The organism is Alteriqipengyuania halimionae (assembly GCF_009827575.1).
Lineage (GTDB): Bacteria > Pseudomonadota > Alphaproteobacteria > Sphingomonadales > Sphingomonadaceae > Alteriqipengyuania_A > Alteriqipengyuania_A halimionae.
Map to the genome: position 1 here is coordinate 2,073,049 of NZ_WTYR01000001.1, position 26,998 is coordinate 2,100,046.

25 protein-coding genes and 1 tRNA gene are annotated in these 26,998 nt (G+C 64.2%); 10 read left to right on the forward strand and 16 right to left on the reverse strand.

The window, feature by feature from the left end:
- Positions 1-86: 86 nt before the first annotated feature.
- On the forward strand, positions 87-1,181 hold the full coding sequence (locus GRI68_RS10040; protein ID WP_160617119.1) for a fatty acid desaturase family protein: 1,095 nt from the start codon (positions 87-89) through the stop codon (positions 1,179-1,181).
- A 14-nt stretch (positions 1,182-1,195) separates the two neighbouring features.
- Here GRI68_RS10040 and GRI68_RS10045 read toward each other — a convergent pair whose 3' ends face one another.
- The 7 genes from GRI68_RS10045 to GRI68_RS10075 all read right to left on the reverse strand — a co-directional run bounded on the left by GRI68_RS10045 (position 1,196) and on the right by GRI68_RS10075 (position 8,575).
- Positions 1,196-1,717: a GNAT family N-acetyltransferase gene (locus tag GRI68_RS10045; RefSeq protein WP_325063796.1), complete on the reverse strand. Its 522-nt coding sequence runs from the start codon at positions 1,715-1,717 to the stop codon at positions 1,196-1,198.
- Positions 1,714-2,811: an LPS export ABC transporter permease LptG gene (gene lptG, locus GRI68_RS10050; protein ID WP_160617121.1), complete on the reverse strand. Its 1,098-nt coding sequence runs from the start codon at positions 2,809-2,811 to the stop codon at positions 1,714-1,716. The genes GRI68_RS10045 and lptG overlap by 4 nt, the downstream gene beginning before the upstream one ends.
- Entirely contained in the window at positions 2,801-4,057 is a 1,257-nt protein-coding gene (locus GRI68_RS10055) for an LptF/LptG family permease (protein WP_160617122.1), read from the reverse strand. The genes lptG and GRI68_RS10055 overlap by 11 nt, the downstream gene beginning before the upstream one ends.
- 98 nt (positions 4,058-4,155) lie before the next feature.
- Positions 4,156-4,509, reverse strand: coding sequence for an ATP-dependent Clp protease adapter ClpS (clpS, locus tag GRI68_RS10060; RefSeq protein WP_160617123.1), 354 nt, complete (start codon positions 4,507-4,509; stop codon positions 4,156-4,158).
- 238 nt (positions 4,510-4,747) lie between these two features.
- Positions 4,748-5,494, reverse strand: coding sequence for a phasin family protein (locus tag GRI68_RS10065; protein ID WP_160617124.1), 747 nt, complete (start codon positions 5,492-5,494; stop codon positions 4,748-4,750).
- 131 nt (positions 5,495-5,625) lie between these two features.
- On the reverse strand, positions 5,626-6,720 hold the full coding sequence (locus GRI68_RS10070) for an FG-GAP repeat domain-containing protein (RefSeq protein ID WP_160617125.1): 1,095 nt from the start codon (positions 6,718-6,720) through the stop codon (positions 5,626-5,628).
- Between the two features lie 13 nt (positions 6,721-6,733).
- The gene (locus GRI68_RS10075; RefSeq protein ID WP_160617941.1) at positions 6,734-8,575 is read right to left on the reverse strand and encodes a PHA/PHB synthase family protein; all 1,842 of its coding nucleotides are present in this window, start codon (positions 8,573-8,575) and stop codon (positions 6,734-6,736) included.
- 172 nt (positions 8,576-8,747) lie between these two features.
- Between GRI68_RS10075 and GRI68_RS10080 the strand changes: the two genes are divergently transcribed.
- From GRI68_RS10080 to GRI68_RS10095, 4 genes are all read left to right on the forward strand, one after another.
- Positions 8,748-9,923 (forward strand): LL-diaminopimelate aminotransferase, encoded by a 1,176-nt coding sequence (locus GRI68_RS10080; protein WP_160617126.1) that lies wholly within the window; start codon positions 8,748-8,750, stop codon positions 9,921-9,923.
- Between the two features lie 227 nt (positions 9,924-10,150).
- A complete protein-coding gene (locus GRI68_RS10085) occupies positions 10,151-10,723 on the forward strand; it encodes a winged helix-turn-helix domain-containing protein (RefSeq protein WP_160617127.1) in 573 nt (190 codons plus the stop codon).
- Positions 10,704-11,510, forward strand: a complete 807-nt coding sequence (locus GRI68_RS10090) for a crotonase/enoyl-CoA hydratase family protein (protein ID WP_160617128.1) — start codon at positions 10,704-10,706, stop codon at positions 11,508-11,510. The genes GRI68_RS10085 and GRI68_RS10090 overlap by 20 nt, the downstream gene beginning before the upstream one ends.
- 78 nt (positions 11,511-11,588) lie before the next feature.
- Positions 11,589-12,296 carry a CPBP family intramembrane glutamic endopeptidase gene (locus tag GRI68_RS10095; RefSeq protein WP_160617129.1) on the forward strand — a complete coding sequence of 236 codons (708 nt, stop codon included), beginning with the start codon at positions 11,589-11,591 and terminating at the stop codon, positions 12,294-12,296.
- 7 nt (positions 12,297-12,303) lie between these two features.
- On the opposite strand, the gene GRI68_RS10100 is transcribed toward GRI68_RS10095, so the two are convergent.
- From GRI68_RS10100 to GRI68_RS10135, 8 genes are all read right to left on the reverse strand, one after another.
- Positions 12,304-12,675 (reverse strand): tRNA-binding protein, encoded by a 372-nt coding sequence (locus GRI68_RS10100; protein ID WP_160617130.1) that lies wholly within the window; start codon positions 12,673-12,675, stop codon positions 12,304-12,306.
- Between the two features lie 2 nt (positions 12,676-12,677).
- Positions 12,678-13,511 carry an S-formylglutathione hydrolase gene (gene fghA, locus GRI68_RS10105; protein WP_199799851.1) on the reverse strand — a complete coding sequence of 278 codons (834 nt, stop codon included), beginning with the start codon at positions 13,509-13,511 and terminating at the stop codon, positions 12,678-12,680.
- 14 nt (positions 13,512-13,525) lie between these two features.
- The gene (locus GRI68_RS10110) at positions 13,526-13,918 is read right to left on the reverse strand and encodes a VOC family protein (RefSeq protein ID WP_160617131.1); all 393 of its coding nucleotides are present in this window, start codon (positions 13,916-13,918) and stop codon (positions 13,526-13,528) included.
- Positions 13,919-13,928: 10 nt separating this feature from the next.
- Entirely contained in the window at positions 13,929-14,300 is a 372-nt protein-coding gene (locus GRI68_RS10115) for a cupin domain-containing protein (protein ID WP_160617132.1), read from the reverse strand.
- Positions 14,300-15,406, reverse strand: coding sequence for an S-(hydroxymethyl)glutathione dehydrogenase/class III alcohol dehydrogenase (locus GRI68_RS10120; protein WP_160617133.1), 1,107 nt, complete (start codon positions 15,404-15,406; stop codon positions 14,300-14,302). Before GRI68_RS10120 ends, GRI68_RS10115 begins: the two co-directional genes overlap by 1 nt.
- 64 nt (positions 15,407-15,470) lie before the next feature.
- Positions 15,471-16,205, reverse strand: coding sequence for a TorF family putative porin (locus GRI68_RS10125; RefSeq protein ID WP_160617134.1), 735 nt, complete (start codon positions 16,203-16,205; stop codon positions 15,471-15,473).
- Positions 16,206-16,296: 91 nt separating this feature from the next.
- Positions 16,297-17,652: an ammonium transporter gene (locus GRI68_RS10130; RefSeq protein ID WP_160617135.1), complete on the reverse strand. Its 1,356-nt coding sequence runs from the start codon at positions 17,650-17,652 to the stop codon at positions 16,297-16,299.
- Positions 17,653-17,664: 12 nt separating this feature from the next.
- Positions 17,665-18,003, reverse strand: coding sequence for a P-II family nitrogen regulator (locus GRI68_RS10135; protein ID WP_160617136.1), 339 nt, complete (start codon positions 18,001-18,003; stop codon positions 17,665-17,667).
- A 289-nt stretch (positions 18,004-18,292) separates the two neighbouring features.
- On the opposite strand from GRI68_RS10135, the gene GRI68_RS13665 reads away from it, so the two are divergent.
- On the forward strand, positions 18,293-18,568 hold the full coding sequence (locus tag GRI68_RS13665; protein ID WP_199799746.1) for a helix-turn-helix domain-containing protein: 276 nt from the start codon (positions 18,293-18,295) through the stop codon (positions 18,566-18,568).
- Positions 18,569-18,620: 52 nt separating this feature from the next.
- A tRNA-Cys gene (locus tag GRI68_RS10145) sits at positions 18,621-18,694 on the forward strand.
- 43 nt (positions 18,695-18,737) lie between these two features.
- Here the strand turns inward: GRI68_RS10145 and GRI68_RS10150 are convergent.
- The gene (locus GRI68_RS10150; protein ID WP_160617137.1) at positions 18,738-19,889 is read right to left on the reverse strand and encodes an alpha/beta fold hydrolase; all 1,152 of its coding nucleotides are present in this window, start codon (positions 19,887-19,889) and stop codon (positions 18,738-18,740) included.
- Between the two features lie 95 nt (positions 19,890-19,984).
- On the opposite strand from GRI68_RS10150, the gene GRI68_RS10155 reads away from it, so the two are divergent.
- The 3 genes from GRI68_RS10155 (at position 19,985) to gltB (ending at position 26,988) form a co-directional block, all read left to right on the forward strand.
- Complete coding sequence (locus tag GRI68_RS10155) at positions 19,985-20,863, forward strand: LysR family transcriptional regulator (protein ID WP_160617138.1); 879 nt, start codon at positions 19,985-19,987, stop codon at positions 20,861-20,863.
- 171 nt (positions 20,864-21,034) lie between these two features.
- The gene (locus tag GRI68_RS10160) at positions 21,035-22,474 is read left to right on the forward strand and encodes an NAD(P)-dependent oxidoreductase (protein WP_160617943.1); all 1,440 of its coding nucleotides are present in this window, start codon (positions 21,035-21,037) and stop codon (positions 22,472-22,474) included.
- Complete coding sequence (gltB, locus tag GRI68_RS10165; RefSeq protein ID WP_160617139.1) at positions 22,471-26,988, forward strand: glutamate synthase large subunit; 4,518 nt, start codon at positions 22,471-22,473, stop codon at positions 26,986-26,988. The genes GRI68_RS10160 and gltB overlap by 4 nt, the downstream gene beginning before the upstream one ends.
- The last annotated feature ends 10 nt before the right edge of the window (positions 26,989-26,998 follow it).

Below are 26,998 nucleotides of genomic sequence, written 5' to 3' on the forward strand. Positions count from 1 at the left end.
TTCAGCCTGGGTTAGCCCTGCTGATGCGAAGGCTCGCTTGTCAAGCGAGCGCGAACGGCGCACCCACGCAATTGACGGATCTGCACATGGCCAGCGAACCCACCACCCCCCTTGCCGCTCGAGGCACCTTGCCGCGCGATGCCGCGCCGGTCCGCGAACGGATCGCCGACGACAAACCGATGCTGCGCGCGGCCATGGCGATCACCAAGGACCTCGGCACGGCCAATCCGCGCATCTATTGGCCGGACATGCTGGCCTCGGTCGCAGTGGGCTATGCCGCGCTGGCCGGTGCGATCCTGGTCGATAATCTCTGGGCGGCCATCGCATTCGGCATAGTCTCGATGCTGGCGATCTACCGTGCGCTGATGTTCATCCATGAAATCAGCCACCTCCATCGCAACGCCCTGCCGGGCTTCCGCACCGCCTGGAACTGGCTGATCGGCGTGCCGCTGCTGACTCCGTCCTTCATGTATGAAGGCGTCCACACGCTGCACCACAAGCGCACGCAGTACGGGACGATCGAGGATCCGGAATACCTGCCGCTGGCGCTGATGAACTGGTGGTCGCTGCCCGTCTTCGTGCTGGTCGCGTTGCTGGCCCCCGTTGCGCTGCTGTTCCGCTATGCGGTGCTCAACCCGCTGAGCGTGATTTTCCCGCCGCTGCGCCAGATCGTGTGGCAGCGCTTTTCCGCGCTTTCGATCAATCCCGATTTTCGCCGCCGCCCGCCCGAAGGCGATCTCAAGCCACGCGTCCTCAAACAGGAAATCGGCGGCACGCTGTGGTCGTGGTTCGTCCTTGCGAGCCCGTTCTGGCTGGGCTGGAAGCCGCTGCTGGTCGCGCTCGGGGTGTTTTCGGCCGTCGCTCTGGCCAACCAGATACGCACGCTGGTTGCGCATCTGTGGGAGAACGATGGCGAAGCGATGACAGTGACCGCGCAATATCTCGATTCGGTCAACGTTCCGCCGCCTTCTCCGCTCGCGGTGCTGTGGGCGCCGGTCGGCCTGCGCTATCACGCGCTGCACCACCTGATGCCATCGATGCCCTATCATTCGCTGGGAGAGGCCCATCGTCGGTTGAAGGAAGGTCTCGAGGTGGATTCGAGCTATCACGGTGCGAACTATCCCGGACTGCGTCCGCTGGTCGTTCGCCTCTCGCGCTCGACCATGCGCCCGCGGCCCTGAATTCGCAGCGCTTCCTAGGGGCCTGAAAAGCGAACCATCGCCACCCGTTCATGGACCGCGCCGAAACTGGCGCGCTCGTCCGCGAGCAGCCCGGCGAGCCGCGGCCACGTAGCAAGGTCATCGATCGGCTCGAACCCCAACCGCTTGTAGAACGGCGCATTCCAAGCCACATCGGCAAAAGTCGTCAGGGTGACGCTCTGGCAGCCGACATTCGCAGCATCGATGGTCGAGGCTCGCACCAGTCCCGCTCCGATACCGCGCCGCTGGAATGGGTCGGCGACCGACATCTCCCAGATGTGCAAGGCCCGCCCGAACCGTTCGCCGGCGAGGAACCCCGCGACCTCTTCGTCGACCAGCGCCGTGAGGCAGTGCCCCTTGGCGATCAGCAGGCGATGCCGTTCTTCGGGCATCGGCCAGGCATCGACCAGGCTTTCGAGCCCCTCCACCGTCGCGAAGGCGCGGGCTGCGCTGCGTTCGACATCGGGAAAGGCAGCCGCATCGCCGGGACGCGCCAAGCGGAGCGCCCAGTCGGTCACTCTTCGGTGCGGACGAGTACGGTCTCGCCGATCAGGAGGAACAGCAGAAACGGGGCCCATGCCGCAACGAAGGGCGGATAAGCTCCGAAATTGCCCATCGCCAAGGCAGCATTGTCGACCACGAAGTAGGAAAAACCGAGCAGCATCGCGATGATAGCGCGCATGAACAGCTGACCCGAACGCGCGAGCCCGAAAGCCGCGATCGCGCCCAGCAGCGGCATCAGCAAGGCCGAAAGCGGGCCGGCCAGCTTGTGCCACCACTTGCTCTCGAGTTCAGCGGTCCTGCGGCCCGAATCCGACAGTTCGTCGATCGCCGCGCCCAATTGGGTGATCGACATCGATTCCGGATCGATCTTGCCGAGCTCGGCCTGCCTGGGCGATACTCCCTTGGCGATCAGGACCGGGTCGATCGGCACTTGCTGCGCGCTGGCGACATCGAAGCGCAGCGGCTCCTCGAACAGCCATCCGGGCGAAGCGTAGGTCGCGCGCGGAGCCGAGATCGTCTCGACCACCCGGCCTTCGGCATCGCGGCGGAACCACTCGACCCCCGCCATCCGCATGGCATCGCCTTCGCCGGACAGTGTCCGCGCGGCGAGAATATTGTCGCCATCGCGCAAATAGACGCTGGTTCGCACGCCGCTTTCCTCCGGCACCGGACCGTAATCCACCGCCTGCCACGCGCTCAGCGCGGCAGAGGCACGGGTCACGATCCGCTCGTTGAAAGCAAAGCTCACCGCCGAGACGACCATCGCGGCCAACAGGAGCGGCGCAAGCACTTGATGCGCCGACAGACCCGCCGCCTTCATCGCCACCACTTCCGAGTTCTGGTTGAGCGTCATCAATGTGACGATCGTCGCCAGCAGCACCGAATAGGGCAGGAAACGTGCCACCAGTTGCGGCATGCGATAGCCGATATAGCGCAGCAGCTCGGCCTGTCCGTTGCCCTCATAGGCGAGTACTTTGGAACTTTGCGACAGCAGATCGAGCGCCTGCAGGACCAGCACCAGCATCAGCAGCACGGCGAGGACGCGGACCACGAAAAGCTTCGCGAGATAGATCGTCAGCGTTTTCGAGGGGAAGAAATCAAACTGCATGGGTAGCCTCGTCGCCTTCGGCCAAGCGGGCGTCGTTGCGCGTCATCGCATCCGATTTGCGGCGGCGGCGAAATTTCGACTTCAGCCATTTGACGAACTTGGCGAACACCACTTCGAGCCCGTCGATAGCCTGCGCGCCCGGAACATGGGCGGTGCGCCAGTACATCCACCAGATCAGCAATGCGAACAGCACGCATGGGAGCCATAATGCGAGCAACGGATCGATCCGGCCCAGTGCGGCGACCCCGGCGCCCCATTCGTTCACCTTGTGATAGGCGACCACCATCACCACCGCGACAAACACGCCGAGCGCCGATGTCGATCGCTTGGGCGGGATCGCCAAAGCGAGTGCCAGCAGCGGAAGGAAGATCATCATGATCACCTCGACCAGCCGGTAGCTGAAATTGGCGCGAATCTCGTCGCGGGTCTGCTGGTCGGTGTCCGGGGCCCAGCCGAGCCGGAGCAATTCGGGTAGAACGTATTCGAGCTCGCGGCCGCCGCGTTCGCGGAACCGCTCGAGCGCGGGAAGGTCGATCGGCAGGTCGTGGAGCGAGAAGTTGAGCACCCGCGGGCTCCCTCCCTCGACTTCCTGGATGATCTGCCCATCGCGCAGCCGCAGCACGATCGTGTTGGGGTTTTCGTCGAGCCGGAGGAAGCGCCCCTCGGTCGCGGAGATGGTGAGATCGCCCTCATCGCTCCGCACACGGGCGAACACGCCGAGCAGACGGCGTCCGTCCTCTTCGCTGCGTTCGATGCGCAATGCGGTCTTGTCCTCGATCGTGGTGAACTCGCCGACCTTGATCGACGCGCCGAGCGCGCCCGATTTCAATTCGTATTCGAGCTCTTCGAAATTGTAGCGCGCCAGAGGCTGGAGCCAGCCGACCACGACGAGGTTCACGGCCATCATCGCCAGCGCGATCGCATAGGGCATCCGCAGCAGGCGGCCATAGGACAGGCCCACCGCGCGCATCGTATCGAGCTCGGAACTGATCGCCAGCTTGCGGAAAGCGAGCAGGATGCCCAGCAACACGCCCAGGGGAATCGCGAGTCCGGCATATTCGGGCATCAGGCTCGCCAGCATCTCGAACACCACCGACACCGGCCCGCCTTCGCTGGCGACGAAATCGAACAGCCGCAGCATCTTGTCGAGCGTCAGCAGCGAGGCCGCCAGCGCGAACACGCCGATCATCGGCCAGAACACCAGCCGGAATATATAACGGTCGAGGGCGGGGATGAAATTGAACAAGGGGAGCCCGTAGCAGGGAGGAGTGAGTGTCTCCCTAGAACCTCATTTGCGCTTCGTCACTAGGGGGAGACGAAACCGATCGCCTACACATGCGTGGCTCAGGCCTTTTCGAGCGTGCACTGGAGCGGATGCTGGTTCTCACGCGCCGCGTCCATCACCTGGTTGACCTTCGTTTCGGCGATCTCATAAGGAAAGATGCCGCATACCCCGACGCCGCGCTGGTGGACATGCAGCATCACTCGCGTCGCTTCTTCCATATCCATGTTGAAGAACCGCTTGAGCACCATCACGACGAATTCCATCGGCGTGTAATCGTCGTTCAGCAGCAGCACCTTGAACTGGCTCGGCCGCTTGGGCTTCGCACGCGTCTTGGTCGCGATACCGGTTTCGTCGTCGGTATCGGGGCCTTTGGGCGGCTTGCTGGCCGCGTAGAGGGGGATGGTCTGGATCATCGGTGGTGAGAATATCTTATCGAAGCGGCGAAAAACAAGTGGTGACACTTTCGCAGGGAAACCTTGCGCGTTTCCAAACGGGCACCGCAGCGGTCACGGCCGAGCCATACCGGAACGCAAACAGGCCGGGCAGCTTGCGCTACCCGGCCTGCGGTTCATGCGGTGACCGGCGGGGAGAGGAGTCGCCGGACGGGCCGCACTAACCTGTTTCGGACCGGCTTGGGTCCGAACGAATGGTTCAGGCGACCTTGCGCGCCTTTTCGACGGCAATCGAAACGCGATCCTGGATCGGCGCGAATGCGTCGGTGGCGAGCTTGGTCCACGCTTCGACGTTCTTCGACGTCTGGGCGACCATGGCGTCGAAATTGCGCGAGGCGATCTTGCTGTTGAGCTGGACCAGTTCGCTCGGGCTGCGCACGGCGGCGAATTCCTTCGCGTCGGCGGTCATCGTTTCGACCGCGTCGCGACCGGTGCCGACGGCGCCCTTGGCCATGCCCTGGAGGCCTTCCCCGAGGATCTTGCCGCTGTTGACCATGGCTTCGACATTGCCCTTCGAGAATTCGACGGCTTCGCCGGCATATTCACGGGCATTGTCGTAAGCGCCCTGGGCGCGGGTCGACAGGTCGGCGAACATTTCCTTGGCCTTGCCGGTCATCTGATCGGCGGCGTTGGTCTTGGTGGTGGTTTTCTTCGTAGCCATTGTCGGCTCCTTGGTTTTCTTCGATGTTTCGTTGGATTTGGTGGCTGCCGGCTTCTTCGCCTTGGGCGCCGCCTTCTTCACGGCTTTCTTCGGCGCGGCCTTTTTCCGGGCAGCGGCTTTGCGTTTCGCAGGTTTTGCCTTCTCCTGCTTCGCCGCTTCTACGGCGGCGGCGATCTTGCTTGCAGCGGGCTTGTCAGCCTTGGCCTGGGCCGGAACGTCGGCCGCAACGGCCTCGGCCACCTTGTCGGCGATCGGGGTTTCGGCAGTGGTGTTGTGGTCGGCCATGGTGCCTCGCTTACTGATTAAGTGCATACGCCCGGAAACATTCCGAACGTCTATGTTGCACTGCACAATAATGGTTGAGGCGGCCCGAGTCAAGGTTTTTGTGCAGTGCACAATAACCGGTGAGGAATGACCTATCGCGCTAGAATGACTGCGTTTTCGGACTCAGAATTGGCGACCACGATATCTGTTTTCCCGTCGCCATTCATGTCGCCGAGCGCGAGGCCGTATGTGTCGCCGTCGCCGCCGGGCAACTCCGTGGCCGTGAACCCGCCTTTGCCATCGCCGGAGAGCAGGACATTGATGCCCTCGCGCCCGATGACGAGGTCCGGCGCATCATTGCCGTCGAAGTCTGCAACGGCCAGCGCCTGGACAGCACCCTCGCCCGCGAACACGGTGGCAGGAGCGGAATAGCGCAAGCCCTGACGACCCACGAACAGTTCGATCAATCCGTCCGCGCCGCCGAGCACGATGTCGATGATACCGTCGCCATCGAAATCGCGCGCCAGCGCCTTGCGGTGATCGCCCGTGCTGCCTTCGAGCGTATGGACGGTGAAGCGACCTCCGCCGGTGTTTTCGAGCACCTGCGTTGCGTTATCGTCGCGGCAAGCAAGCACCAGGTCGATATCGCCATCGCCGTCGAGATCGACCGCATCACCCCCGGTCGTCCCGTCGCCGGATCCGTCGATCTCCTCGGCTTCGGCGAAGCGTCCGTCGCCCATTCCACGAAGCAGCAGATCGGCTCCGCGCCGGCGGAACACGACGATGTCCTCGTTCCCGTCGCCATCGACATCGGCGATCACGGCCCCGCGCGCGGCCCCGCCGGTGCCGGCCACCGACTGGACTTCGACGAAGCCCTCCGCGCTGCGATTGGCATAGACCAGTACGGGCAAACTATCGCGCACCACCGCCAGATCGGGATCGCCATCGCCATCGAAGTCGCCGCTGACCACCGTATAGCTCGCGCCGAGGCCTGTGCCGATCGGCCACGCTTCGAGCAGGCGGCCATTGCCCAGATTGAGATAGGCCCAGTCCTGCTGCGCCCAGTGACGCCCATTGGCCGCCAGCACATCTAGATCGCCGTCCCCGTCGATATCGGCGAGAGTGACGTCGGCGGTGAGCTTGCCTTCCCATTCGAAGGCAAGGAACGGGCTGTCGCGAAACTCCTGCGCCGCAGCGGGAAGAGGCAAGATCGCGCCCGCGACCAGCGCGAACAATGCAGGTTTCATCAGATTTCGGTCCCTAACGTGTTTTCACATAGCTGCCCGGCGCATCCTCGATTGCCTTGTCGCCCTTGCCGCCGGGCCGGCGCTTTCCGGCAGGCTTGACTTCGGCATCGTCGATTGCGCGCAGCCATTCAACCCAGTGCGGCCACCAGCTGCCCGGATGCTCTTCGGCACCGTCGACATAATCGTCGAACGTGTCGGCGCCGCTATCGCCAAGCCAGTACTGGTACTTGCCCGCATCGGGATGGTTGATCACCCCGGCGATATGGCCCGAGCCCGCAAGCAGGAAGGTCGTGTCGCCCTTGAGGTGACGGGTAAATCGCCAGACGCTTTCGGCAGGGGCGATATGATCCTCGCGCCCCGCCTGGATGTAGACCGGGGTTTCGATCCGGGTGAGGTCGATCGGGGTGCCGTCAGCGCGCAGCGCATCGGGCACCACCAGCTTGTTGTCGCGATAGAGATTGCGCAGATAGTCGCCGTGCCATTTCGCCGGCAGGTTGGTGACATCCCCGTTCCAGTGCAGCAGGTCGAAGGCCGGATAGTCCTCGCCCAACAGGTAGTTGTTGAGGACGTAATTCCAGATCAGGTCCTTGCCGCGCAGCATGTTGAAGGTCGCGGCGAGATAGCGCCCATCGAGATAACCCTGCGGCGAAAGCTTGGCGACCGTTTCCAATTGCTGGTCGTCGATGAGATTCTTGAGCTCGCCCGATTTCTCGAAATCGACCTGCGCGGTGAAGAAGGTCGCGCTCTTGACCCGGTCGGCCTCCCCGCGCCGCGCGAGGATCGCCAGCGTCGCGGCCAGCGTCGTCCCGGCGACGCAATAGCCTATCGTATGGACGGCCGGCACGCCGAGCCGTTCGCGGACATGATCGATCGCCTCGATCTGGGCGCGGATGTAATCGTCCCACACCACGTCGGCCATGCTTTCGTCGGCCGATTTCCAGCTGACCACGAACACCGTGATCCCCTGGTCGACCGCCCATTTGATGAAGCTCTTCTTCGCGGTCAGGTCGAGAATATAGAAACGGTTGATCCATGGCGGGAAGATCACCAGCGGCACTTCGAGCACGCTGTCGGTCGAAGGCGAATACTGGATCAGCTGGTACAGATCTGTCTGGTGGATGACCTTGCCAGGCGTGGTCGCGATGTTCTCGCCCAGGGTAAAGGCATCGGGATCGGTGTGGGTCAGCTGTCCTTTCTTCAGATCCTCGATCAAATTGCGCAGACCTTTGACGAGGTTCTCCCCTCCCGTCGCCATGGTCTTTTCCAGCACCACCGGATTGGTCATCAGGAAATGATCGGGGCTCATCGCATCGGTCATCGCGCGGGTCGCGAAGCGCAGGCTCTCGCGCTGTTCGCGATCCAGCCCGTCGATACTGTCGACCGTAGAGAGCCAGTATTCGCTGAGCATCAGGTACATCTGGTGAAGCAGCGCATAGGCAGGGTGGGCGCGCCATGCCGGATCGGCAAAGCGGCGATCTGTCTTCGGCATTTCGGACGCTTCGCCGGCCTCGTCGCCGCGACCGGTGAAGCCCTTCATCACGCTGTCCCAGATCGCCAGGCCTTCGCCCCAGGCTTTCTGCTGGGCTTTCATATCGACCGTCGGCAGAGACTTCGCCCACCCCTGCATCAGCGTGGCGAACTGCGCGGGATCGAACGCTGCGGCCTGATCGCGCGCCTTGTCGGTCTGGTGCCGGAGGAAGTCGGTCCACATCGCGTTGACCCGCCCGCCCAGCTCGGTCCAGTGGTTTATGTCGGGCACCTTGGGCGGCTCGGCCCCGGCTCCGGGCAGGAACTGGCCGAACATGTCGCGCGCGGCCTCGGCCTGGAATTGCATCAGCTTGGCAAAGCCGTCCATGCCGAACGGATCGCTGCCGAAGCCGGTCTCGTCCCCGCTATCGCCCTTGCTACCCTTTGTATCGTTCCCCGACATACGCGCTCCTCTCCCCCTCAACCGTGCTTCTTATAGAAACAGTGCGTCGCGACAAAGTCCGTTCCGGGCGGCGCGAGTTTCGATTATGGGTGGAGGGATGAACGACGATTTCTACCGCATTCGCCGCCTGCCGCCCTATGTGATCGCCGAGGTCAACGCGATGCGTCACGCCGCGCGCGCGGGCGGTGAGGACGTGATCGATTTGGGCATGGGCAATCCCGATCGGCCACCGCCCGATTTCGTGATCGACAAATTGTGCGAAGTCGCGCGCAAGCCGTCGGCGCATGGCTATTCGCAATCGCGCGGCATTCCGGGGCTGAGGAAAGCGCAGGCCGGCTATTACCAGCGCCGTTTCGATGTCGAGCTCGATCCCGAGACCGAGATCGTGGTGACACTCGGCTCGAAGGAAGGGCTCGGCAGCCTCGCCACTGCGATCACCGCGCCTGGCGACGTGGTGCTGGCGCCCGATCCCTCCTATCCGATCCACACCTTCGGCTTCCTGATCGCCGGCGCGACCATCCGCGCGGTGCCGACCACGGCGGACGACGAATATTGGCGCGCGCTCGACAATGCGATCTCGCACACCGTGCCGCGGCCGACCGTGCTGGTGGTGAACTACCCCTCGAACCCGACCGCCGAAGTGGTCGATGCCGCATTCTATCAGCGGCTGGTCGACTGGGCGAAGGAGAACCGGGTCTGGGTCCTCTCCGACCTTGCCTATACCGAGCTTTATTACGACGGGAATCCGACGCCTTCGATCATGCAGGCCAAAGGCGCAAAGGATGTCGCGGTGGAATTCACCACCCTGTCGAAGACCTATTCGATGGCCGGCTGGCGGATGGGCTTTGCCGTCGGCAACCATCAGCTGATCGCGGCGCTGACACGGGTGAAATCCTATCTAGATTACGGCGCCTTCACCCCGATCCAGGCGGCGAGCGCGGCGGCGCTGAACCACGGCGACGACTACGCGGCCGAGACCCGCGCGATCTATCACAAAAGGCGCGACGTGCTGGTCGAGAGCTTCTCGCGAGCCGGATGGGATGTGCCGCCGCCGCCCGCCTCGATGTTCGCCTGGTCTCCGCTGCCCGAGAAATATCGCGACATGGGGAGCCTCGAATTCTCCAAGCTGCTGCTGAAGGAAGCCAAGATCGCGGTCGCTCCCGGTGTCGGTTATGGCGAGCGCGGCGAAGGCTTCGTGCGCATCGCGATGGTCGAGAACGAGCAGCGCATCCGCCAGGCCGCGCGCAACCTCAAGGCATTCCTCGCGAGCTGAGGCCGATTTCGCGAGAGGTCCGAAACGGACCCGTTATCGCTTAGCGATCGCGTTTCGACGGCTATGGTTCGTGGTCGTTGGACGATAACGATCGCCTCCTTCCGCCCCGCTCAAGGGCAGCGTTTCTCTGGATTTCGCCGCGCGCGCTGCCGCACCAATGGGACTTGCGACGCTGCGGCTGGGCAAGCGATGGCGACAAACCGCCTGGCACCGAATCGGATCGATCGGTGATCCTGGCGGATGATGCCCATTTCATTGGCAAATGCCGTATCTCCCATCCGCGCGCCTGCACTGTTCTGGTTGGCGTCGCATCCTCGCCGGATCGTGCGCAATTGCTGCGCCGGGGCTTTGGCGATGTGCTCAGTCCGGAAACATCGCTGGGCGAATTGGCGGCGCGTGCAAGCCTCGCACTGGAACGGGCCTGCAGCCTGCCCCGCTATCGCAGGGTCGGCGGGCTCACACTCGATCTCGAGCGCCGCGACGGTTTCGTCGGGTCTGCTGCACTCGTGCTCCATCCGCGCGAATTTGCGATGTTGTGGCACTTGGCGAAAGTCGGCGATGTCGGGGCCAGCCGTACCGAGCTTCTGCGCGAGGTGTGGGACGTCCATCACGAGCCCGAGACCAATTCGGTTGCCGTCCACGCCTTTCGCATCCGGGCGAAGCTCCGCCACCACGCCCTCGACGCGATGCTCCAGACCGATCGCAGCGGTCGATACCGGCTGAAGGGTCTGGACGCGGGACCATGGCTGGGCGAGAGTACGGGCAAGGAGAGCATGCCCGATGAAACTGTCTTACGATAACAACGAACGCGTCACGATCGAGGTGGAAGACCACGTCGCGCAGGTACGCCTAGTGCGCGGCGACAAGATGAACGCGCTCGATCCGGACATGTTCGAAGCGATCCTGCGTGCGCAATTCGCGCTGTCCAAATCCGAAGGCGTGCGCGCGGTGGTGCTTTCGGGTGAAGGGCGCGCCTTCTGCGCCGGCCTGGATCTCGCGAGCATGGCCACGGTCGGCGAGAATGAAATAACGCCGATCACCGAACGCACCTATGGCAATGCCAACAAGTACCAGGAAGTTTCGGTCGGCTGGCGCAAGCTGCCGATGCCGGTGATCGCGGCGGTCCACGGCGTGTGCTTCGGCGGCGGACTTCAGATCGCCAGCGGAGCCGATATCCGCATCGCCCATCCCGAAACGCGGATGGCGATCATGGAACTGAAATGGGGCATCGTGCCCGATATGGGTGGCTTTCTCCTGTGGCAGGGCACGGTGCGCGACGACGTGCTGCGCAAGCTGGTCTACACCTATGAAGAATTCACCGGCGAGGAGGCGCTGAAGCTGGGCCTGGCGACCGAGGTGTCAGACGAGCCACTCGCCCGCGCGACCGAACTCGCCCACACCATCGCCGATCGCAGCCCCGACGCGATCCGCGAGGCCAAGGGCCTGTTCGGCAGCTACCTGAACCATACGCCGGACGAAATCCTGATGGAGGAATCGGTCCGCCAGCAACGGCTGATGGGCACGAAGAACCAGATGGAAGCCGTCGCCAGCCAGATGGCGAAGCGAAAGGGGAAGTTCGAGGACTAACCGACAGAACGGCACAGCCGACTTGACCGGCCTCCGTGCGCTGTATTACTATTGCAATACACCGAGGGAGGAAAACCGATGCCTTTCACCGCGAGCAAGCGCCGTATTCTGCTAACCTATATCGCCGTGCTGATCGGCGGCTATGCGCTGTTCATCGCGCCCAACCTGTTTTTCGGAATCTTCAAGGTGGGCGGCGGACTGACCGGGCTAAACCTCGCTTGGGTGGGGCTGTTCCAGCTGGCAAGCGTCACCGCGCTGGTGTGGTGGGCGGTGCGCAGCCTCGGAGGCTCGTTCCGCTCGATCGGGTGGGATTTCAGCGAATGGCCGCGCCAGTTTGCGATCGGCGGCGCAATCGGGCTCGCTTGGGCATTGTTCGAAATGCTGGTGTTGATCCCCTCCCATGGCGGCGCGGAAGAGCCCAATGTCGCGCGGATCATCGAGAATATCGACAGCCAGGTGATCGGTCTGGTCGGCTACCTCGTGTGGGGCGTGATCGGCGGCGGCATCACCGAGGAAATCTTCAATCGCGGTTTCACCATCAACGTGCTGCGTGCGGTGTTCGATGACAAACGCCTCGGCCTTTGGGTCGCCGCGACGCTATCGATCGTGTTGTTCATGGTCGGCCACCTGCCGCAAAACGGGTTCGACTGGATCACGATCCTGATCCCGACACTGATCTATACCGGCTTGTTCGTGTTCACCGGCAAACTCGCCGCGCCGATCGCTGCCCACGCAGTGCATAATGCAGTCGTTCTGGGAATCATCTACGCGCGGTACATCGCCTGAGGCGAGGTCAAAACAGCCGCGCGCCCAGCGGGACGTCCCGATCCGGAGCGAAGAGGACGACATTTCCGTCTTCGTCCGGGAAGCCGACCGTCAGAACATCGGACATCATGTTGGCGATCTGGCGCGGCGGGAAATTGACCACCGCAGCCACCAGCCTGCCGACCAGCGCCTCACGATCGTAAAGCGTGGTGATCTGCGCGGAGGAGCGTTTGTGTCCGATCGCCGGGCCGAAATCGATCGTCAGCTTGAACGCCGGATTGCGCGCTTCGGGAAAATCCTCGACCGCGACGATCCGGCCGACACGGATATCGACCTTGAGGAAATCGTCGAACGCGATGGTCTCGGCCGCCGGATTGGCGGGATCGTGCTCCAGATGCATGGCTATCCCAGCCGCGCCGCATGCCACGCGACGTGATCGGCCATGAAGGTCGAGATGAAATAGTAGGAGTGGTCATAGCCCTCCTGCATGCGGATGGTGGCCTCGATGCCCGCATCCTTGCAAGCCGCCGCGAGCAATTCGGGCTTGAGCTGCTCCTCGAGGAACTGGTCTGCCGTGCCCTGATCGACCAGCAATTCCGGCACCCGCGCGCCGTCCTCGATCAGCGCGACCGCATCGTATTCACGCCATGCCTGTCGATCGTCACCCAGATAGCGGCCGAGCGCCTTCTCGCCCCATGGCACCTGGCTCGGCGCGACGATCGGGGCGAAGGCGCTGACCGAGCGGAAGCGATCGGCATTGCGCAAGCCGATGGTGAGCGCGCCGTGGCCGCCCATCGAGTGGCCGGTGATGCCCTGCCGGTCCATATCGGCGGGGAAACGAGCCGCGATCAGTTCGGGCAATTCGCGCTCGATATAGGAGCGCATGCGGTAGTGCTTCGCCCACGGCTCCTCGGTCGCATCGACATAGAAACCCGCGCCCTTGCCGAAATCGTATTCATCCTCGGCATCGGGCACGTCGTCCCCGCGCGGGGACGTGTCGGGCGCGACCAGGATCACGCCGTGCTCGGCGCAGGCCGCGCGATACTCGCCCTTCTCCATGACATTGGCATGGGTGCAGGTGAGGCCCGAGAGAAACCACAGCACCGGCAGCTTCGCGCCGTCGGCATGCGGCGGGACATAGACCGCGAAGTTCATCCCGGTCCCGGTCTCTTCGGAAGCGTGCGAATAGACGCCCTGCGTCCCGCCGAAGGCCTTGTTCTCGCTGACGGTTTCCATGGTCACATCGGCGCTCATTTCGGACGATAGATCCCGCAGACCTTGTGTCCGTCGAGATCGCGGAAATAGCTCAGATGCGCCGAGCCGATGCTGGTCTCGCGCAGGCCGGGCGGGTCTTCGATGCTGGTGCCGCCATTGGCAATCGCGACGTCGTGCAGTTCCTTGACCTGCTCGGCCGACGAACACTTGAAGCCGATCGTCATCCCGTTGGCGCAGGTCGCGATCTCGTCATTGATCGGCTCGCTCAGCGCCAGGATATCGCCGTCATGGCTGAAGAACACGCGCTTGTGGCCGCTATCGGCGCTGTTCTCGAACGTCGTCTCGACGCCGAGCACGGCGAGGACCTTTTCGTAGAAGGCCTTCGATTTCTCGATGTCGTTGGTGCCGATCATGATGTGATTGAACATGGGTCTCTCCTCAAATGTCGGTAGGGCGATAGGCTGTGGCCGGATCGCCGGTATTGGCGGTGTCCGCCGGGTCGATGATGACAAGCTTCGCCTCGCCTTCCGGTACGCGCGGAAAATGCTCCACCCCGCGCGGAACGACGATGAACTCGCTCGGCCCCAGCGTTTCAACGTGGTCGCGAAATTCCATCCGCAGCGTGCCCTCGATCACGATGAACATCTCATCGGTATCGGCATGGCTGTGCCACTGGAAATCACCCGCCGCCTTGGCGAGGCGTATTTCGTTGCTGTTGTATCTGCCTGCAATACGCGGCGCCCAGTGATCGTCGAACCTGGCGAATTTCTCCGCCAGATTGACCTTCCTGGGCGTCGCCGCCGAGGTCATCAGTATACCACGACCGAACGGATGCTTTCGCCCGCATGCATCAGGTCGAAGCCCTTGTTGATCTCTTCCAGCTTCAGCACGTGGGTGATCATCGGGTCGATCTGGATCTTGCCGTCCATGTACCAGTCGACGATCTTGGGCACATCGGTGCGGCCCTTGGCCCCGCCGAACGCGCTACCGCGCCAGTTGCGGCCGGTCACCAGCTGGAACGGCCGGGTCTCGATCGTCTTGCCCGCTTCCGCCACGCCGATGACGATGCTGGTGCCCCAGCCCTTGTGGCAGCATTCTAGCGCCTGGCGCATGACATCGGTGTTGCCGGTGCAATCGAACGAATAGTCGGCCCCTCCATCAAGCAGGTCGACGAGATAGGCGACGATGTCGTCGACGTCCTTCGGATTGACGAAATCGGTCATCCCGAAGTGCTCGGCATAGGATTTCTTGTCGGGGTTGATGTCGACACCCACGATCCGGTCGGCACCCGCCATGCGCGCGCCCTGGATCACATTGAGGCCGATCCCGCCGAGGCCGAAGACCACGACATTGTCGCCGGGGCGCACATCGGCGGTGTTTACCACCGCGCCAACGCCCGTCGTCACGCCGCAGCCGATATAGCAGCTGGTGTGGAAGGGCGCGTCCTCGCGGATCTTGGCGACCGCGATCTCTGGCAGAACGGTGAAATTCGAGAAGGTCGAGCAGCCCATATAGTGATAGATCGGCTTGCCCTTGTAGCTGAACCGCGTGGTCCCGTCGGGCATCAGGCCTTTGCCCTGCGTCTCGCGGATCGCGCTGCACAGGTTGGTCTTGCCCGACAGGCACATTTTGCACTGGCGACATTCGGGCGTGTAGAGCGGGATGACGTGATCGCCTTCCTTCACGCTCGTCACGCCTGCGCCGACCTCGCGCACGATCCCGGCGCCTTCATGACCGAGAACGCTGGGGAACAGGCCTTCGCTGTCGAGCCCGTCGAGCGTGTAGGCATCGGTATGGCAGATGCCCGTGGCCATGATTTCGACCAGCACTTCGCCCGGCTTGGGCCCTTCGAGATCGAGTTCGACGATCTCGAGCGGTTGCTTGGCTTCGAAGGCGACGGCGGCGCGGGTTTTCATTTCGGGTCTCCTGTTTGGAGGCCCACATGCCGGTCCGCCGCCGCCGTTACAAGATGTTAGGCGATCAGAATCCCGCGCTGATCGAGAAGACCACGGCTGTATCCTGCCCGGGCACGTCGGGCAGATCGGTGTCGATGTAGGCGATGCCGACCGTCAGCGGGCCGATGTCCGCGCTCGCGCCCAAGGACCAGTCCCAATAGCTTCCGACATAGGCGAGGCTGCCATCGGAATAGCCGGCATGCGCCGACAGGCTGATCGGGGTCCCCGGCAACGGTGCGTCGAGCCCGCCATGGAGATAGATATTGTCGGCATTGCCCAGCGCATCCTGGCTCGGTGCATAGGCAGCACCGATCGTCGCGTCGACCGGTCCGAGAGCCTGGGTGAGCGAAACATAGGGTTCGAAATATTCGGCGTCACCGAATGCGCTGTCGCCATTGGGATAGGCGTAATAGAGCAGGCCGATATCGAGCCCCGTGCCGGGCGCGATTTCGGTGGCGTAACCGGCATAGAGATCGACTTCGATGCTGCCATACAAACCGCTGTCTTCGAGCGAGGATGCCCAGGTACCGATGTAGAAACCGCTCGAATGTTCGAGATTGATCGATCCCTGGATCGCCGGATCTTCATCGGAAAAGGACACGCCGCGGAAGCGGTAATCGGAGACCAGGTCGACACTGCCACTGATGGTCAGATCGCTGGCATCGCTCTCGTCCTCATCCTGGGCCGCGGCCGGTGCGGCCAGGGCAAGGCTGGCACAGACTGCCAGGGCACTCGAGGCGAAGAGATTTCCCGTACGCATAACGCTACTCCTGTTGTTTTCGGTATCGTCTCCTCTCCGCCCCCTGGGGCCGCGTCCCGGTCTGTGCCGGGATCGCGGCCATTCCCGTCGGTCAGTAATTGTAGGCGCGTTCGCCATGCTCCCCGAGGTCGAGCCCTTCGCGCTCGACATCTTCGGGCACGCGTCCGCCTGTCAGGACCTTGGCGATGAAGAACGCTATGGCAGCCCCCACGCCGGCCCAGGCGATCGCGACCAGCACGGCCTGCAGCTGGATCACGAACTGCGCACCGGCAGCGTAATCGGCATCGCCCGGACCGCCGAGCGCCGGCAGCATCGTGAACGCGGTGCCCAGCGAACCGACGATCCCGCCGAGCCCGTGAATGCCGAACACGTCCGCAGTATCGTCGAAGCCCAGCTTGGGCTTGATGCTGGTGACGAACCAGAAGCACACCAGTGCTGCGATCCCGCCGATCAGGATCGCCCCGAACGGGCCGCTATTGCCCGCCGCCGGGGTCACCGCGACGAGGCCCGCGATCGCGCCCGAGCAGCCGCCCAGCAGCGAACCCTTGTGGCCGGTCAGCTTCTCGCCCAGCATCCAGAACAGCACGCCCGCAGCGGTCGCGACGAAGGTGTTGAGCACCGCAAGCGCGGCCACGCCGTCGGCTTCCAGTTCGGAACCGCCGTTGAAGCCGAACCAGCCCACCCACAGCAGGCCGGTGCCGACCAGCGTCATCGTCAGCGAGTGCGGCGGCATCGGTTCTTTCTGGTAGCCGACGCGCTTGCCCAGGATCAGGCAGCCGACCAGCGCCGAGACGCCGGCATTGATGTGGACCACCGTTCCGCCCGCAAAGTCGAGCGCGCCCCATTCGAAGATCAGGCCGCCGGTCGCCCACACCATGTGCGCAATCGGGAAATAGACGATCGTCAGCCAGATGGCGGTAAACACCATCATGGTCGAGAACTTGGCCCGTTCCATCGTGCCGCCCACGACCAGCGCGGCGGTAATCGCGGCGAAGGTCATCTGGAAGGCGATGAAGATGTATTCGGGGATCTCGACCCCGTCGCTGAAGGTCGCCGCCCCCGAATCCGCGGTCACGCCGTTCAGGAACACCTTGCTGAAGTCGGAGATGACCACGTGGCTGTCGCCGCCGAATGCCAGAGAGTAACCATAGGTCACCCAGATAAGCATCGCGAGCGAGGCGACGCCCAGCACCTGGGTGAGCACCGACGCCATGTTCTTGGTCCGCGCGAGGCCGCCATAGAACAGCGCCACGCCGGGCACGATCATCGCCATCACCAATACGGTGGCGACGATCATCCATGCGGTATCGCCCTTGGCGATGCTCGCTGCGGCTTCGGCTGCAGCCACGGCAGGGCCGGTATCCGCAGGCGCCTCCATCGCAAAGGCGGGCGTCGCCACCAATGCGGCAAACCCGGCGGCAGCAATTTTTCTCAAGCTAAACATCATGTCTGGCCCCTCTCAGAGTGCGTGTTCGTCGGTTTCACCGGTGCGGATGCGAACCGCGGAGGCGACATCGAGCGCGAAGATCTTGCCGTCGCCGATCGATCCGGTCTGGGCGGCGGCGATCACCGCTTCGATCGCGCCGGGCGCGACATCGTCGGGCACGACCGATTCGATGCGGATCTTCGGCACGAAGTCGTACGAGTATTCGGCTCCACGATAGATCTCGGTATGGCCCCGCTGGCGGCCGTAGCCCTGGACCTCGGATATCGTCAGTCCCTTGGCACCGGCTTCGGTGAGCGCTTCGCGCACCGCCTCCAGCTTGAACGGCTTCACGATTGCGATGAGCAGTTTCATGCACCCCCCTTTGCGCAGTTAAATTTCAACAACACGGCACTTGGGCGAACGAAAACGTCGCTTGCATCGTAACCGATTTGTCATTTATTGTGCATCGCACAACGGGAAAGGTTTCGTCAATCAGGGTCGTTGTTAACCAATACGGGGGTTAAGTCATTGCTAAATAAGCATTCTGTTTTCGATCCCACGTCGCGATGTACGCGTGAAATATTCATGCCGGTCCTTTTGCCGACCTCATGCTGCACCGCACGCAGCGCGACCGCCTGAACGAGGAAGGGAAGGACAGCCAGTGAACGACCCCGCCCTTGCCTCCATGCACCCAACCGAACTGCGCGCGACAATGGCGCGGATGAACCTCTCGACGCAGACCGAGCTGGCCAAGACGATCGGCGTCGATCGTTCGACCGTCAGCCTGTGGCTCGACGGGCGAATCGGCGTTCCCCGCCCGGTCGCCAAACTGCTCCGCATCCTTTCCGATGCCGAAACGGGTCCGTCATATCCGGGATGCCCCGACTGTCCGGCCCGCCACAGCGTCCACGACGTCGCCTGCCGGGCGCGCCAATAGGCGATTGCCATAATCGCGGCGCTCGGTTAGTGCGCGCCCTCACCACCCCTGAGGCCCGATGGCGGAGTGGTTACGCAGAGGACTGCAAATCCTTGCACGCCGGTTCGATTCCGGCTCGGGCCTCCACTCTTTCCAGACGCCTGTTTGAGCGCCTGGAAGTGCCTTCGACCTAGTTCTCCAGGTCGAGCAGCAGCGCAGACAATTGCGCGGCGTGCGTGAGCGCGAGCATGTGCGGCGCACCGGGAATAACGTCCATCCGGCTTCCGGGGATGGTCAGCAGCTTCTCCATCAGTCCGGGCGGGGTCGACGCATCGCATTCGCCCGCGATAACGCGCGTCGGCAACGTGATCTCTCCGAGCCGATCGGCGATGTCGAGCCTATCCAGCGCGTTCCAGCCCGCGCACCAGCCGGGCAATTGCGCCCGCAAGACGCAATCGCGCGCATAGCGTACGGACCAGTCGTTTTCGGCCAGGTCGGCGGGATTGAACCACCGCGTCAGGGTCGATCGAAGCTGTGCGGCAACCCCGTGATCGCGCGCGGCGTCCGCTCTCTCTGCAAAGGCGGGAAACGGCCATGCTGTGGCGGCTATGATGGCAAGCCCACGCACCAGCTCGGGCCGCGCGAGCGCCAGTTCCAATGCGATCGTTCCGCCGAGCGATAGTCCCGCCACGCTCACCGGCCCGGCATCGAGGCTTTCGATCAGTTCGGCAAGATCCGCGGCGTAGTGGGCGGCCCCGCTCGCCGGTTCGGCCTCCACCGCACCGCCGAAGCCGCGAAGATCGTAGGCGACGACGCGATAGCGGTCGCAAAGCGGCGGGATGACGTCGCGCCACATCCGCCAATCGAGACCCAGCGCGTGCACCAGCACCATCACCGGCTTGTCACCGCCGCTGTCGAACATGCGCGTCGTCATGTTTCCGATTGTGACCGTACGGCTGGGAAGCGCCGCGGGGATCGCCTGCTCCTCGAACACCTCGGTCACGATGCGCAGCATGTTGATGGCTCGCGGATAGCCGGCATAGACCGACAGATGCTCGACCAGCGCGACAATCTCGTCGCGATCGGCGCCCACACGCAGCGCGGCTTCGACATGAAGGCGCAATTGCGGTTCCGCGCCGCCGATGGCCGCAAGGATCGCGACCGATGCCATTTCACGCTCGCGCCGCGAAAGCGTGGTCAGGGCGAAGATCGAGCCGAATGCGTGTTCGATCAGCGTATCGGCCAATGCCGGCGATGCCGCGCGGATCCACGCTTCGGTCTGATCGCCGCGTGCGCCGTCGATGGCGAAGAGTTCACGGCGTCCGATGGCTGCTTTGGTCATGGTGGTACCTCGTCTGCATTGATTGGTCCGGGATTGGGTTTGGGTTGATTGTATTGCGCGAGACGGTACCATTTCGAATTATGGAAATAGACGGGATGAAACGCGAAGCGCCTTTCGAAAAATCGAAAGCGCTCGACTGGAGCAACGTGCCGGTGTTCCTCGCTCTGATGCGCGCCGGTACGCTGAGTGGCGCGGCGCGGGCGCTGGGCGTGGTGCCATCCTCGGTCTCGCGCCAGATCGAGAGCCTCGAGCACCGACTCGGCTCGCTCCTGTTCGAACGTACGCCGAGGGGCTATCTGCCGACCCCGGCAGCACGCGATCTATTGGTGCGCGCCGAGGAGGCCGAACGCGCGATCGGCGCCTTCGCCGAGATGGGCCGCGATCGCGATCAGGCGGCGACCGGCAGCGTTCGCATCGCCACGGCTGAGAACTTCGCCAACAGCCTGATCCTGCCCATGGTCGGCCCGTTCCTCGATCGCTATCCCGGCCTCCGACTGGAAATCGTGACCGACATACGCACCGCCAATCTCAGCCGGCGCGAGGCGGATATTGCGTTGCGCCTCGTCCGCCCGAAGACCGGGCCGTATGTCGTTTCACGCGTTGCGACCATGGAAAGCGGAGTGTTCGCATCCGACAGCTACCTTGCCGGTGAGCACACCGAAGACACGCTCATCGCGTGGGATGACGGCCATCTCGACCTGGAAGCGTCGCAGTGGCTGAAGCGGCTGTATCCCGAAGCGCGTGTCGCGATCACCGCCACATCACTCGCAAGCCAGCTCGCCGCCGCTGGTGCGGGAGCGGGGCTCGCGGCCCTGCCGACCTTCCTCGCCGACGGCCTGGACCGGGTAGGCGATGGTGCGATGCGTCAACCGGTATGGCTCGTCCAGCACGCCGACAACTATCGGACCGCCGCGATCTCTGCCGTGACGAAATTCCTGCGTGCATGCCTCGCAGCGAGCGCGCTCGAGACATAGCCGGCCCTAGCGTCATTGGCGACGACCGAAGCGGTGTGAGGCGCCAACCAGCATCGCATACCTTCGCATTTGCAGCATTTTGGATTGACGCGACCGCCCCAATGCTGAAACACTAAGTGAACGTGCGCGACCGCTTTTGTGTAATTTTATTTCAACTCGCAGGAAACACCCATAGCTAAAGATTCCACCCTCCGTTTCGTCGATCGTGAACAACGTTACCCGGCCAAGCGCGATGCGATCGCGCGCCGTGCGGATTTCGAGGAAATCACCGCGCGCTGGCGCGAATCCGAAGCCGCCGAACAGGCGAGCCGCTGTTCGCAATGCGGGGTGCCCTACTGCCAATCGCACTGCCCGCTGCACAACCATATCCCCGACTGGCTGCGCCTGACCGCCGAGGGTCGGTTGCGCGAGGCCTACGATCTTTCCGCCCGCACCTCGACCATGCCCGAAATCTGCGGGAGGATTTGCCCGCAGGACCGGCTCTGCGAGGGCAATTGCGTGCTCGAGTTTACCGGCCACGATGCGGTCACCATCGGCAGCGTCGAGAAATTCCTCGGCGATACGGCCTGGGCCGAAGGCTGGGTCGCGCCGCTCGAACCTGCCGCCCCCACTGGGCAAAGCGTCGGCGTGGTCGGTGCCGGACCGGCGGGGCTGACCGCGGCCGAGTATCTGCGCGAGGCCGGGCACGAGGTGCATATCTACGATCGCCACGATCGCCCCGGCGGTTTGCTGGTCTATGGCATTCCCGGCTTCAAGCTCGACAAGACGGTGGTCGATCGCCGGGTCGAACGGCTCGAACAGGGCGGGATCGAAATCCATCGCGGGGTCGATATCGGGCGCGACATTTCACTCGAAGAGCTGCGCAAGCGCCACGATGCGGTGCTGATCGCGACCGGCGTCTACCAGTCGCGCGCGCTCACGGTCGATGGTGCCGACCTGCCCGGCGTGGTCCGCGCGATCGACTATCTCACCGCCTCGAACCGCAGCGGCTATGGCGACGATGTGCCCGAACATCGCGACGGCACCCTGGGCTCTGAAGGCAAGGACGTGGTGGTGATCGGCGGCGGCGATACCGCGATGGATTGCGTGCGCACCGCGATCCGGCAAGGCGCGGCCTCGGTCAAATGCCTCTACCGCCGCGATCGCGACAACATGCCCGGCTCGCGCGCCGAAGTCGCCCATGCCGAAGAGGAAGGCGTCGAATTCCTGTGGCTGTCCGGCCCCGCGCGGATCGAGGGCGATGGCCGGGCCGAACGCGTCCACGCCGATCGCATGACGCTGGGCGAGCCCGATGCCAGCGGGCGGCGACGCCCGGTGGTCGATCCCGAAACCAGCTTCGCGCTCGATGCCGATCTCGTGATCCTCGCGCTCGGTTTCGAAGCCGAGCCCTTGCCCGAACTGTTCGCGGCGGACGATCTCGCGGTCGATCGCTGGGGCACGCTCGAATGCGCGTCCGATACGATGATGACCTCGCTCGACGGGGTGTTCGCCGCGGGCGACATCGCGCGCGGGGCCAGCCTCGTCGTCTGGGCGGTGCGCGACGGACGCGATGTGGCCGAAACGATGCAGGCCTATCTGACGGCCAACCGGACGGACGCCGAAGCAGCATGACCGATCATCGCAAAGACGCCGCCCGGCTCGCCGCCGAGGGCATGTACCGTCCCGAATTCGAAGGCGATGCCTGCGGCGTCGGCCTGATCGGCGAAATTTCGGGCAAACCCTCGCGCCGCGTGGTCGATGCCGCGATCGAGGCGCTGCGATCGGTCTGGCACCGCGGTGCCGTCGACGCGGACGGCAAGACCGGCGACGGCGCGGGCCTGATGCTCGACCTGCCGACGGATTTCTTCGCCGAGGCGATCCGCGACAGCGGCCACCGCGTGCGCGAACGACGGCTGGCGGTGGGCATGATCTTCCTTCCGCGCGCCGATATTTCCGCGCAGGATGCCTGCCGCACGATCGTCGAGGCCGAGCTGATCGCGGCCGGCTATACCGTCTATGGCTGGCGGCAGGTGCCGGTCGATATCTCGGTGATCGGGCGCAAGGCGCAGGAGACCCGCCCGGGGATCGAACAGGTCATGATCGCGGGCCCGCGCGAGCACGAGCAATCGCGCGCCGAGTTCGAAAAGCAGCTCTATCTCGTTCGCCGCCGGATCGAGCGTCGCATCGTCGCGGCCCAGTTGCGCGATTTCTACATCTGTTCGCTGTCATGCCGCTCGATCGTCTACAAGGGCCTGTTCCTGGCCGAGAGCCTGACGCAGTTCTATCCCGACCTGCTGGACACGCGCTTCACCAGCCGCGTCGCGATCCTGCACCAGCGCTATTCGACCAACACCTTCCCGCAATGGTGGCTGGCCCAGCCCTTCCGAACGATGGCGCATAATGGCGAGATCAACACGATCCGCGGCAACAAGAACTGGATGCGCACGCACGAGATCAAGATGGCGAGCCTCGCCTTCGAAGGGGTCGAGCGTGACATCAAGCCGGTGATCCCGGTCGGCGCATCGGACACCGCCTCGCTCGATGCGGCGATCGAATTGCTGATGCGATCGGGCAAGGAAGCGCCGACCGCGAAATCGATGCTGATCCCCGAAGTGTGGGAGAACGCGCCCGACATGCCCGAGGATGTCCGGGCGATGTACAAATACATGGCCTCGGTGATGGAGCCGTGGGACGGCCCCGCCGCGCTGGCGATGACCGACGGGCAATGGGCAGTTGCCGGGCTCGATCGCAACGCGCTGCGCCCGCTCGCCTATGCCCGCACTGATGACGGGTTGCTGGTGGTCGGCTCCGAAAGCGGCATGGTCGATCTGCCCTCCGATCGGGTGGCCGAGCGCGGACGTCTGGGCCCGGGCGAGATGATCGCGATCGACCTCGCGCGCGGCGAGTTGTTGCACGACGCGGCGCTCAAGCGCCGGATCGCCGCCGAAGCCCCTTATGACGAGCTGGTCGGCGGCTTCCGAACGCTCTCCGATCTCCCCGATCCTCCGGCGGATTCGGTCGAGCTTCCCGCCGACGATGTGCTGGCGCGACACCAGATCGCCGCGGGCATGTCGCTAGAGGATATGGAGCTGATCCTCGCGCCGATGGGGGCCGAGGGCAAGGAAGCGATCGGTTCGATGGGCGACGACACGCCGCTCGCGGTGATCTCGAACCGTCCGCGCCTGCTCAGCCAGTTCTTCCGCCAGAATTTCGCGCAGGTCACCAACCCGCCGATCGACAGCTTGCGCGAACGGCATGTGATGAGCTTGCGCACGCGCTTCGCCAATCTGGCCAACATCCTCGAAGAGGATGACCAGAACGATCACGTGCTGGTGCTCGAAAGCCCGATCCTTTCGAGCGCGAACTGGCAGCGCCTGCGGGCGGGCTTCGGCGCGTCGCAGGCGTCGATCGACTGCACCTATCCGGCCGACGGCACCGCGGAGGATCTGCGCGCCGCGATCGCCCGCATCCGCGAAGAGGCCGAAGCCGCCGTGGGGGCGGGCCATTCCGAGCTGTTCCTGACCGACGAGGCCTGCGGGGCCGATCGGATCGGGGTGCCGATGATCCTCGCCGCCGCTGCCGTGCATACGCATCTGACGCGGGTCGGATTGCGATCCTTCACCTCGGTCAATGTCCGCTCGTCCGAATGCCTCGACACGCATTATTGCGCGGTGCTGATCGGCGTCGGCGCGACCACGGTCAATCCGTGGGTCGCCGAAGCCGCGCTGGTCGATCTGCATGCACGCGGCCTGCTGGGCGAAGTTTCGCGCGAACAGGCGATCGGCAATTACCGCAAGGCGCTCGACGACGGACTGCTCAAGATCATGGCCAAGATGGGGATCTCGGTGATCTCCAGCTATCGTGCGGGCTACAATTTCGAAGCGGTGGGCCTAAGCCGGGCAATCACCGACGATCTGTTTCCGGGCATGCCCAACAAGATTTCGGGCGAAGGCTATGCCTCGCTCCACCTCAACCTGACCGAACGGCACCGCGCCGCTTATGCCAAGGGCTCCGCGCGGTTGCGGATCGGCGGCTATTATCGCCAGCGCGACGGCGAGGAACGCCATGTCTGGCAGGCCCGCCTGATGCACCTGCTGCAAAGCGCCTGCGGCACCGGCAAGTTCGAACTGTATCGCAAGTTCACCCAGGGCCTCGAAGCCCAGCCGCCGTTCTACCTGCGCGACCTGCTCGGCTTCGCGCTGCCCGACGAGCCGCTTTCGCTCGAAGCGGTCGAGCCGACCGATGCGATCCGCAAGCGCTTCGTCACGCCGGGCATGAGCCTGGGCGCGCTGTCGCCCGAAGCGCACGAGACGCTGTCGGTCGCGATGAACCGGATCGGCGCGCAAGCGGTCTCCGGCGAAGGTGGCGAAGCGCCCGAGCGCTATCACCCGCGCCCCGACGGCGACAGCGCCAACAGCGCGATCAAACAGATCGCCAGCGGCCGCTTCGGCGTAACGGCGGAATATCTGCGCGCCTGCGAAGAAATCGAGATCAAGATCGCGCAGGGGGCCAAGCCCGGCGAAGGCGGGCAATTGCCCGGCTTCAAGGTCAACGCAACGATCGCGCGGCTGCGCCACTCGACCGAGGGGGTGACGCTGATCTCTCCCCCTCCGCATCACGACATCTATTCGATCGAGGATCTCGCCCAGCTGATCTACGATCTGAAGCAGATCAATCCGCGTGCGCGGGTCTGCGTGAAATTGGTCAGCGCGGCCGGGATCGGCACGGTTGCCGCCGGCGTTGCCAAGGCCCATGCCGACACGATCCTGATTTCGGGCCATAATGGCGGCACCGGGGCCAGCCCACAGACCAGCATCAAATACGCCGGCACGCCATGGGAAATGGGGCTCGCCGAAGTGCATCAGGTGCTCGCGCTCAACGGACTGCGCCACCGGGTAAAGCTGCGCGTCGATGGCGGCATCAAGACCGGGCGCGACGTGGTGATCGGTGCGATCCTGGGGGCCGAGGAATTCGGCATCGGCACGATGAGCCTCGTTGCGATGGGCTGCATCATGGTGCGCCAGTGCCATTCGAACACCTGCCCGGTGGGCGTGTGCACGCAGGACGAAGCCTTGCGCGCCAAGTTCGGCGGCACGCCCGAAAAAGTCGTCGCGCTGATGGATTTCCTCGCCCGCGACGTGCGCGAGACACTCGCCCGGCTCGGCGTCGCCAAACTGACCGACCTCGTCGGACGCACCGAATTGCTGCGCCAGGTCAGCCGCGGGGCCGAGCATCTCGACGATCTCGACCTCAACCCGCTGCTGGTGAAAATCCCGCTCGAACCGGGTCGCAATATCTTCGCGATCGAAGAGCATCGCAACCCGGTGCCCGAAGGGCTCGACGGCGCGATCGTGCAGGATCTCGGGTCGCGCCTCCCGGGCGGAGAGGCGGCAAGCCTGCGCTACCGGGTGCGCAACACCCATCGCGCGGTCGGCACACGGCTGTCTTCCGCCGTGCTCGAACATCACGGTGCGAACGGTCTGCCCGATGCCACATTCGACATCGAATTGACCGGCAGCGCAGGGCAGTCGCTCGGCGCGTTCCTGGTGCCCGGCATCCGCCTGACCGTGCGGGGCGACGCCAATGATTACGTCGGCAAGGGCCTCTCGGGCGGCACCATCGCGGTGCGATCGCCCGAAGACGCGAACGGCAGCGATCGCGACGACACGCTGGTCGGCAATACCGTGCTCTATGGCGCGACCTCGGGTCGCCTGCATGTCGCGGGTCGGGCAGGCGAGCGCTTCGCGGTGCGCAATTCGGGCGCGAGCGCGGTGATCGAGGGCTGCGGCGCCAATGGCTGCGAATACATGACCGGCGGCGACGTCGTCATCCTCGGATCCACCGGGCGCAATTTCGGCGCAGGCATGACCGGGGGCATGGCTTTCGTGTGGGATCGCGACGGCGGTTTCGAAGGGCGCGCCAACCCCGAATCGATCCTGTGGCAACGCGTGGCGAGCAACTACTGGGCCGAGCGCCTGAAGGACCACCTCACCCGGCATGTCGAGCTGACCGGCAGCACCCGCGCCGCCAACCTGCTCGATCGCTGGGACGATGCACTGGGCGAATTCTGGCAGGTTTGTCCGCGCGACATGATCGGGCGGCTCGAACACGAGCTCGACGACAGCACCGAGAGCGAAGCCGCCTAGGCTTCGTTGC

Bases quoted from the DNA above. Each gene is read 5' to 3' on its own strand.
- GRI68_RS10040 (WP_160617119.1), top strand. From the start codon at position 87: ATGGCCAGCGAACCCACCACCCCCCTTGCCGCTCGAGGCACCTTGCCG.
- lptG (WP_160617121.1), bottom strand. From the start codon at position 2,811: ATGCAGTTTGATTTCTTCCCCTCGAAAACGCTGACGATCTATCTCGCG.
- clpS (WP_160617123.1), bottom strand. From the start codon at position 4,509: ATGATCCAGACCATCCCCCTCTACGCGGCCAGCAAGCCGCCCAAAGGC.
- GRI68_RS10065 (WP_160617124.1), bottom strand. From the start codon at position 5,494: ATGGCCGACCACAACACCACTGCCGAAACCCCGATCGCCGACAAGGTG.
- GRI68_RS10070 (WP_160617125.1), bottom strand. From the start codon at position 6,720: ATGAAACCTGCATTGTTCGCGCTGGTCGCGGGCGCGATCTTGCCTCTT.
- GRI68_RS10075 (WP_160617941.1), bottom strand. From the start codon at position 8,575: ATGGACGGCTTTGCCAAGCTGATGCAATTCCAGGCCGAGGCCGCGCGC.
- GRI68_RS10080 (WP_160617126.1), top strand. From the start codon at position 8,748: ATGAACGACGATTTCTACCGCATTCGCCGCCTGCCGCCCTATGTGATC.
- GRI68_RS10090 (WP_160617128.1), top strand. From the start codon at position 10,704: ATGAAACTGTCTTACGATAACAACGAACGCGTCACGATCGAGGTGGAA.
- GRI68_RS10095 (WP_160617129.1), top strand. From the start codon at position 11,589: ATGCCTTTCACCGCGAGCAAGCGCCGTATTCTGCTAACCTATATCGCC.
- GRI68_RS10100 (WP_160617130.1), bottom strand. From the start codon at position 12,675: ATGCATCTGGAGCACGATCCCGCCAATCCGGCGGCCGAGACCATCGCG.
- fghA (WP_199799851.1), bottom strand. From the start codon at position 13,511: ATGGAAACCGTCAGCGAGAACAAGGCCTTCGGCGGGACGCAGGGCGTC.
- GRI68_RS10110 (WP_160617131.1), bottom strand. From the start codon at position 13,918: ATGTTCAATCACATCATGATCGGCACCAACGACATCGAGAAATCGAAG.
- GRI68_RS10115 (WP_160617132.1), bottom strand. From the start codon at position 14,300: ATGACCTCGGCGGCGACGCCCAGGAAGGTCAATCTGGCGGAGAAATTC.
- GRI68_RS10120 (WP_160617133.1), bottom strand. From the start codon at position 15,406: ATGAAAACCCGCGCCGCCGTCGCCTTCGAAGCCAAGCAACCGCTCGAG.
- GRI68_RS10125 (WP_160617134.1), bottom strand. From the start codon at position 16,205: ATGCGTACGGGAAATCTCTTCGCCTCGAGTGCCCTGGCAGTCTGTGCC.
- GRI68_RS10130 (WP_160617135.1), bottom strand. From the start codon at position 17,652: ATGATGTTTAGCTTGAGAAAAATTGCTGCCGCCGGGTTTGCCGCATTG.
- GRI68_RS10135 (WP_160617136.1), bottom strand. From the start codon at position 18,003: ATGAAACTGCTCATCGCAATCGTGAAGCCGTTCAAGCTGGAGGCGGTG.
- GRI68_RS10150 (WP_160617137.1), bottom strand. From the start codon at position 19,889: ATGACCAAAGCAGCCATCGGACGCCGTGAACTCTTCGCCATCGACGGC.
- GRI68_RS10155 (WP_160617138.1), top strand. From the start codon at position 19,985: ATGAAACGCGAAGCGCCTTTCGAAAAATCGAAAGCGCTCGACTGGAGC.
- gltB (WP_160617139.1), top strand. From the start codon at position 22,471: ATGACCGATCATCGCAAAGACGCCGCCCGGCTCGCCGCCGAGGGCATG.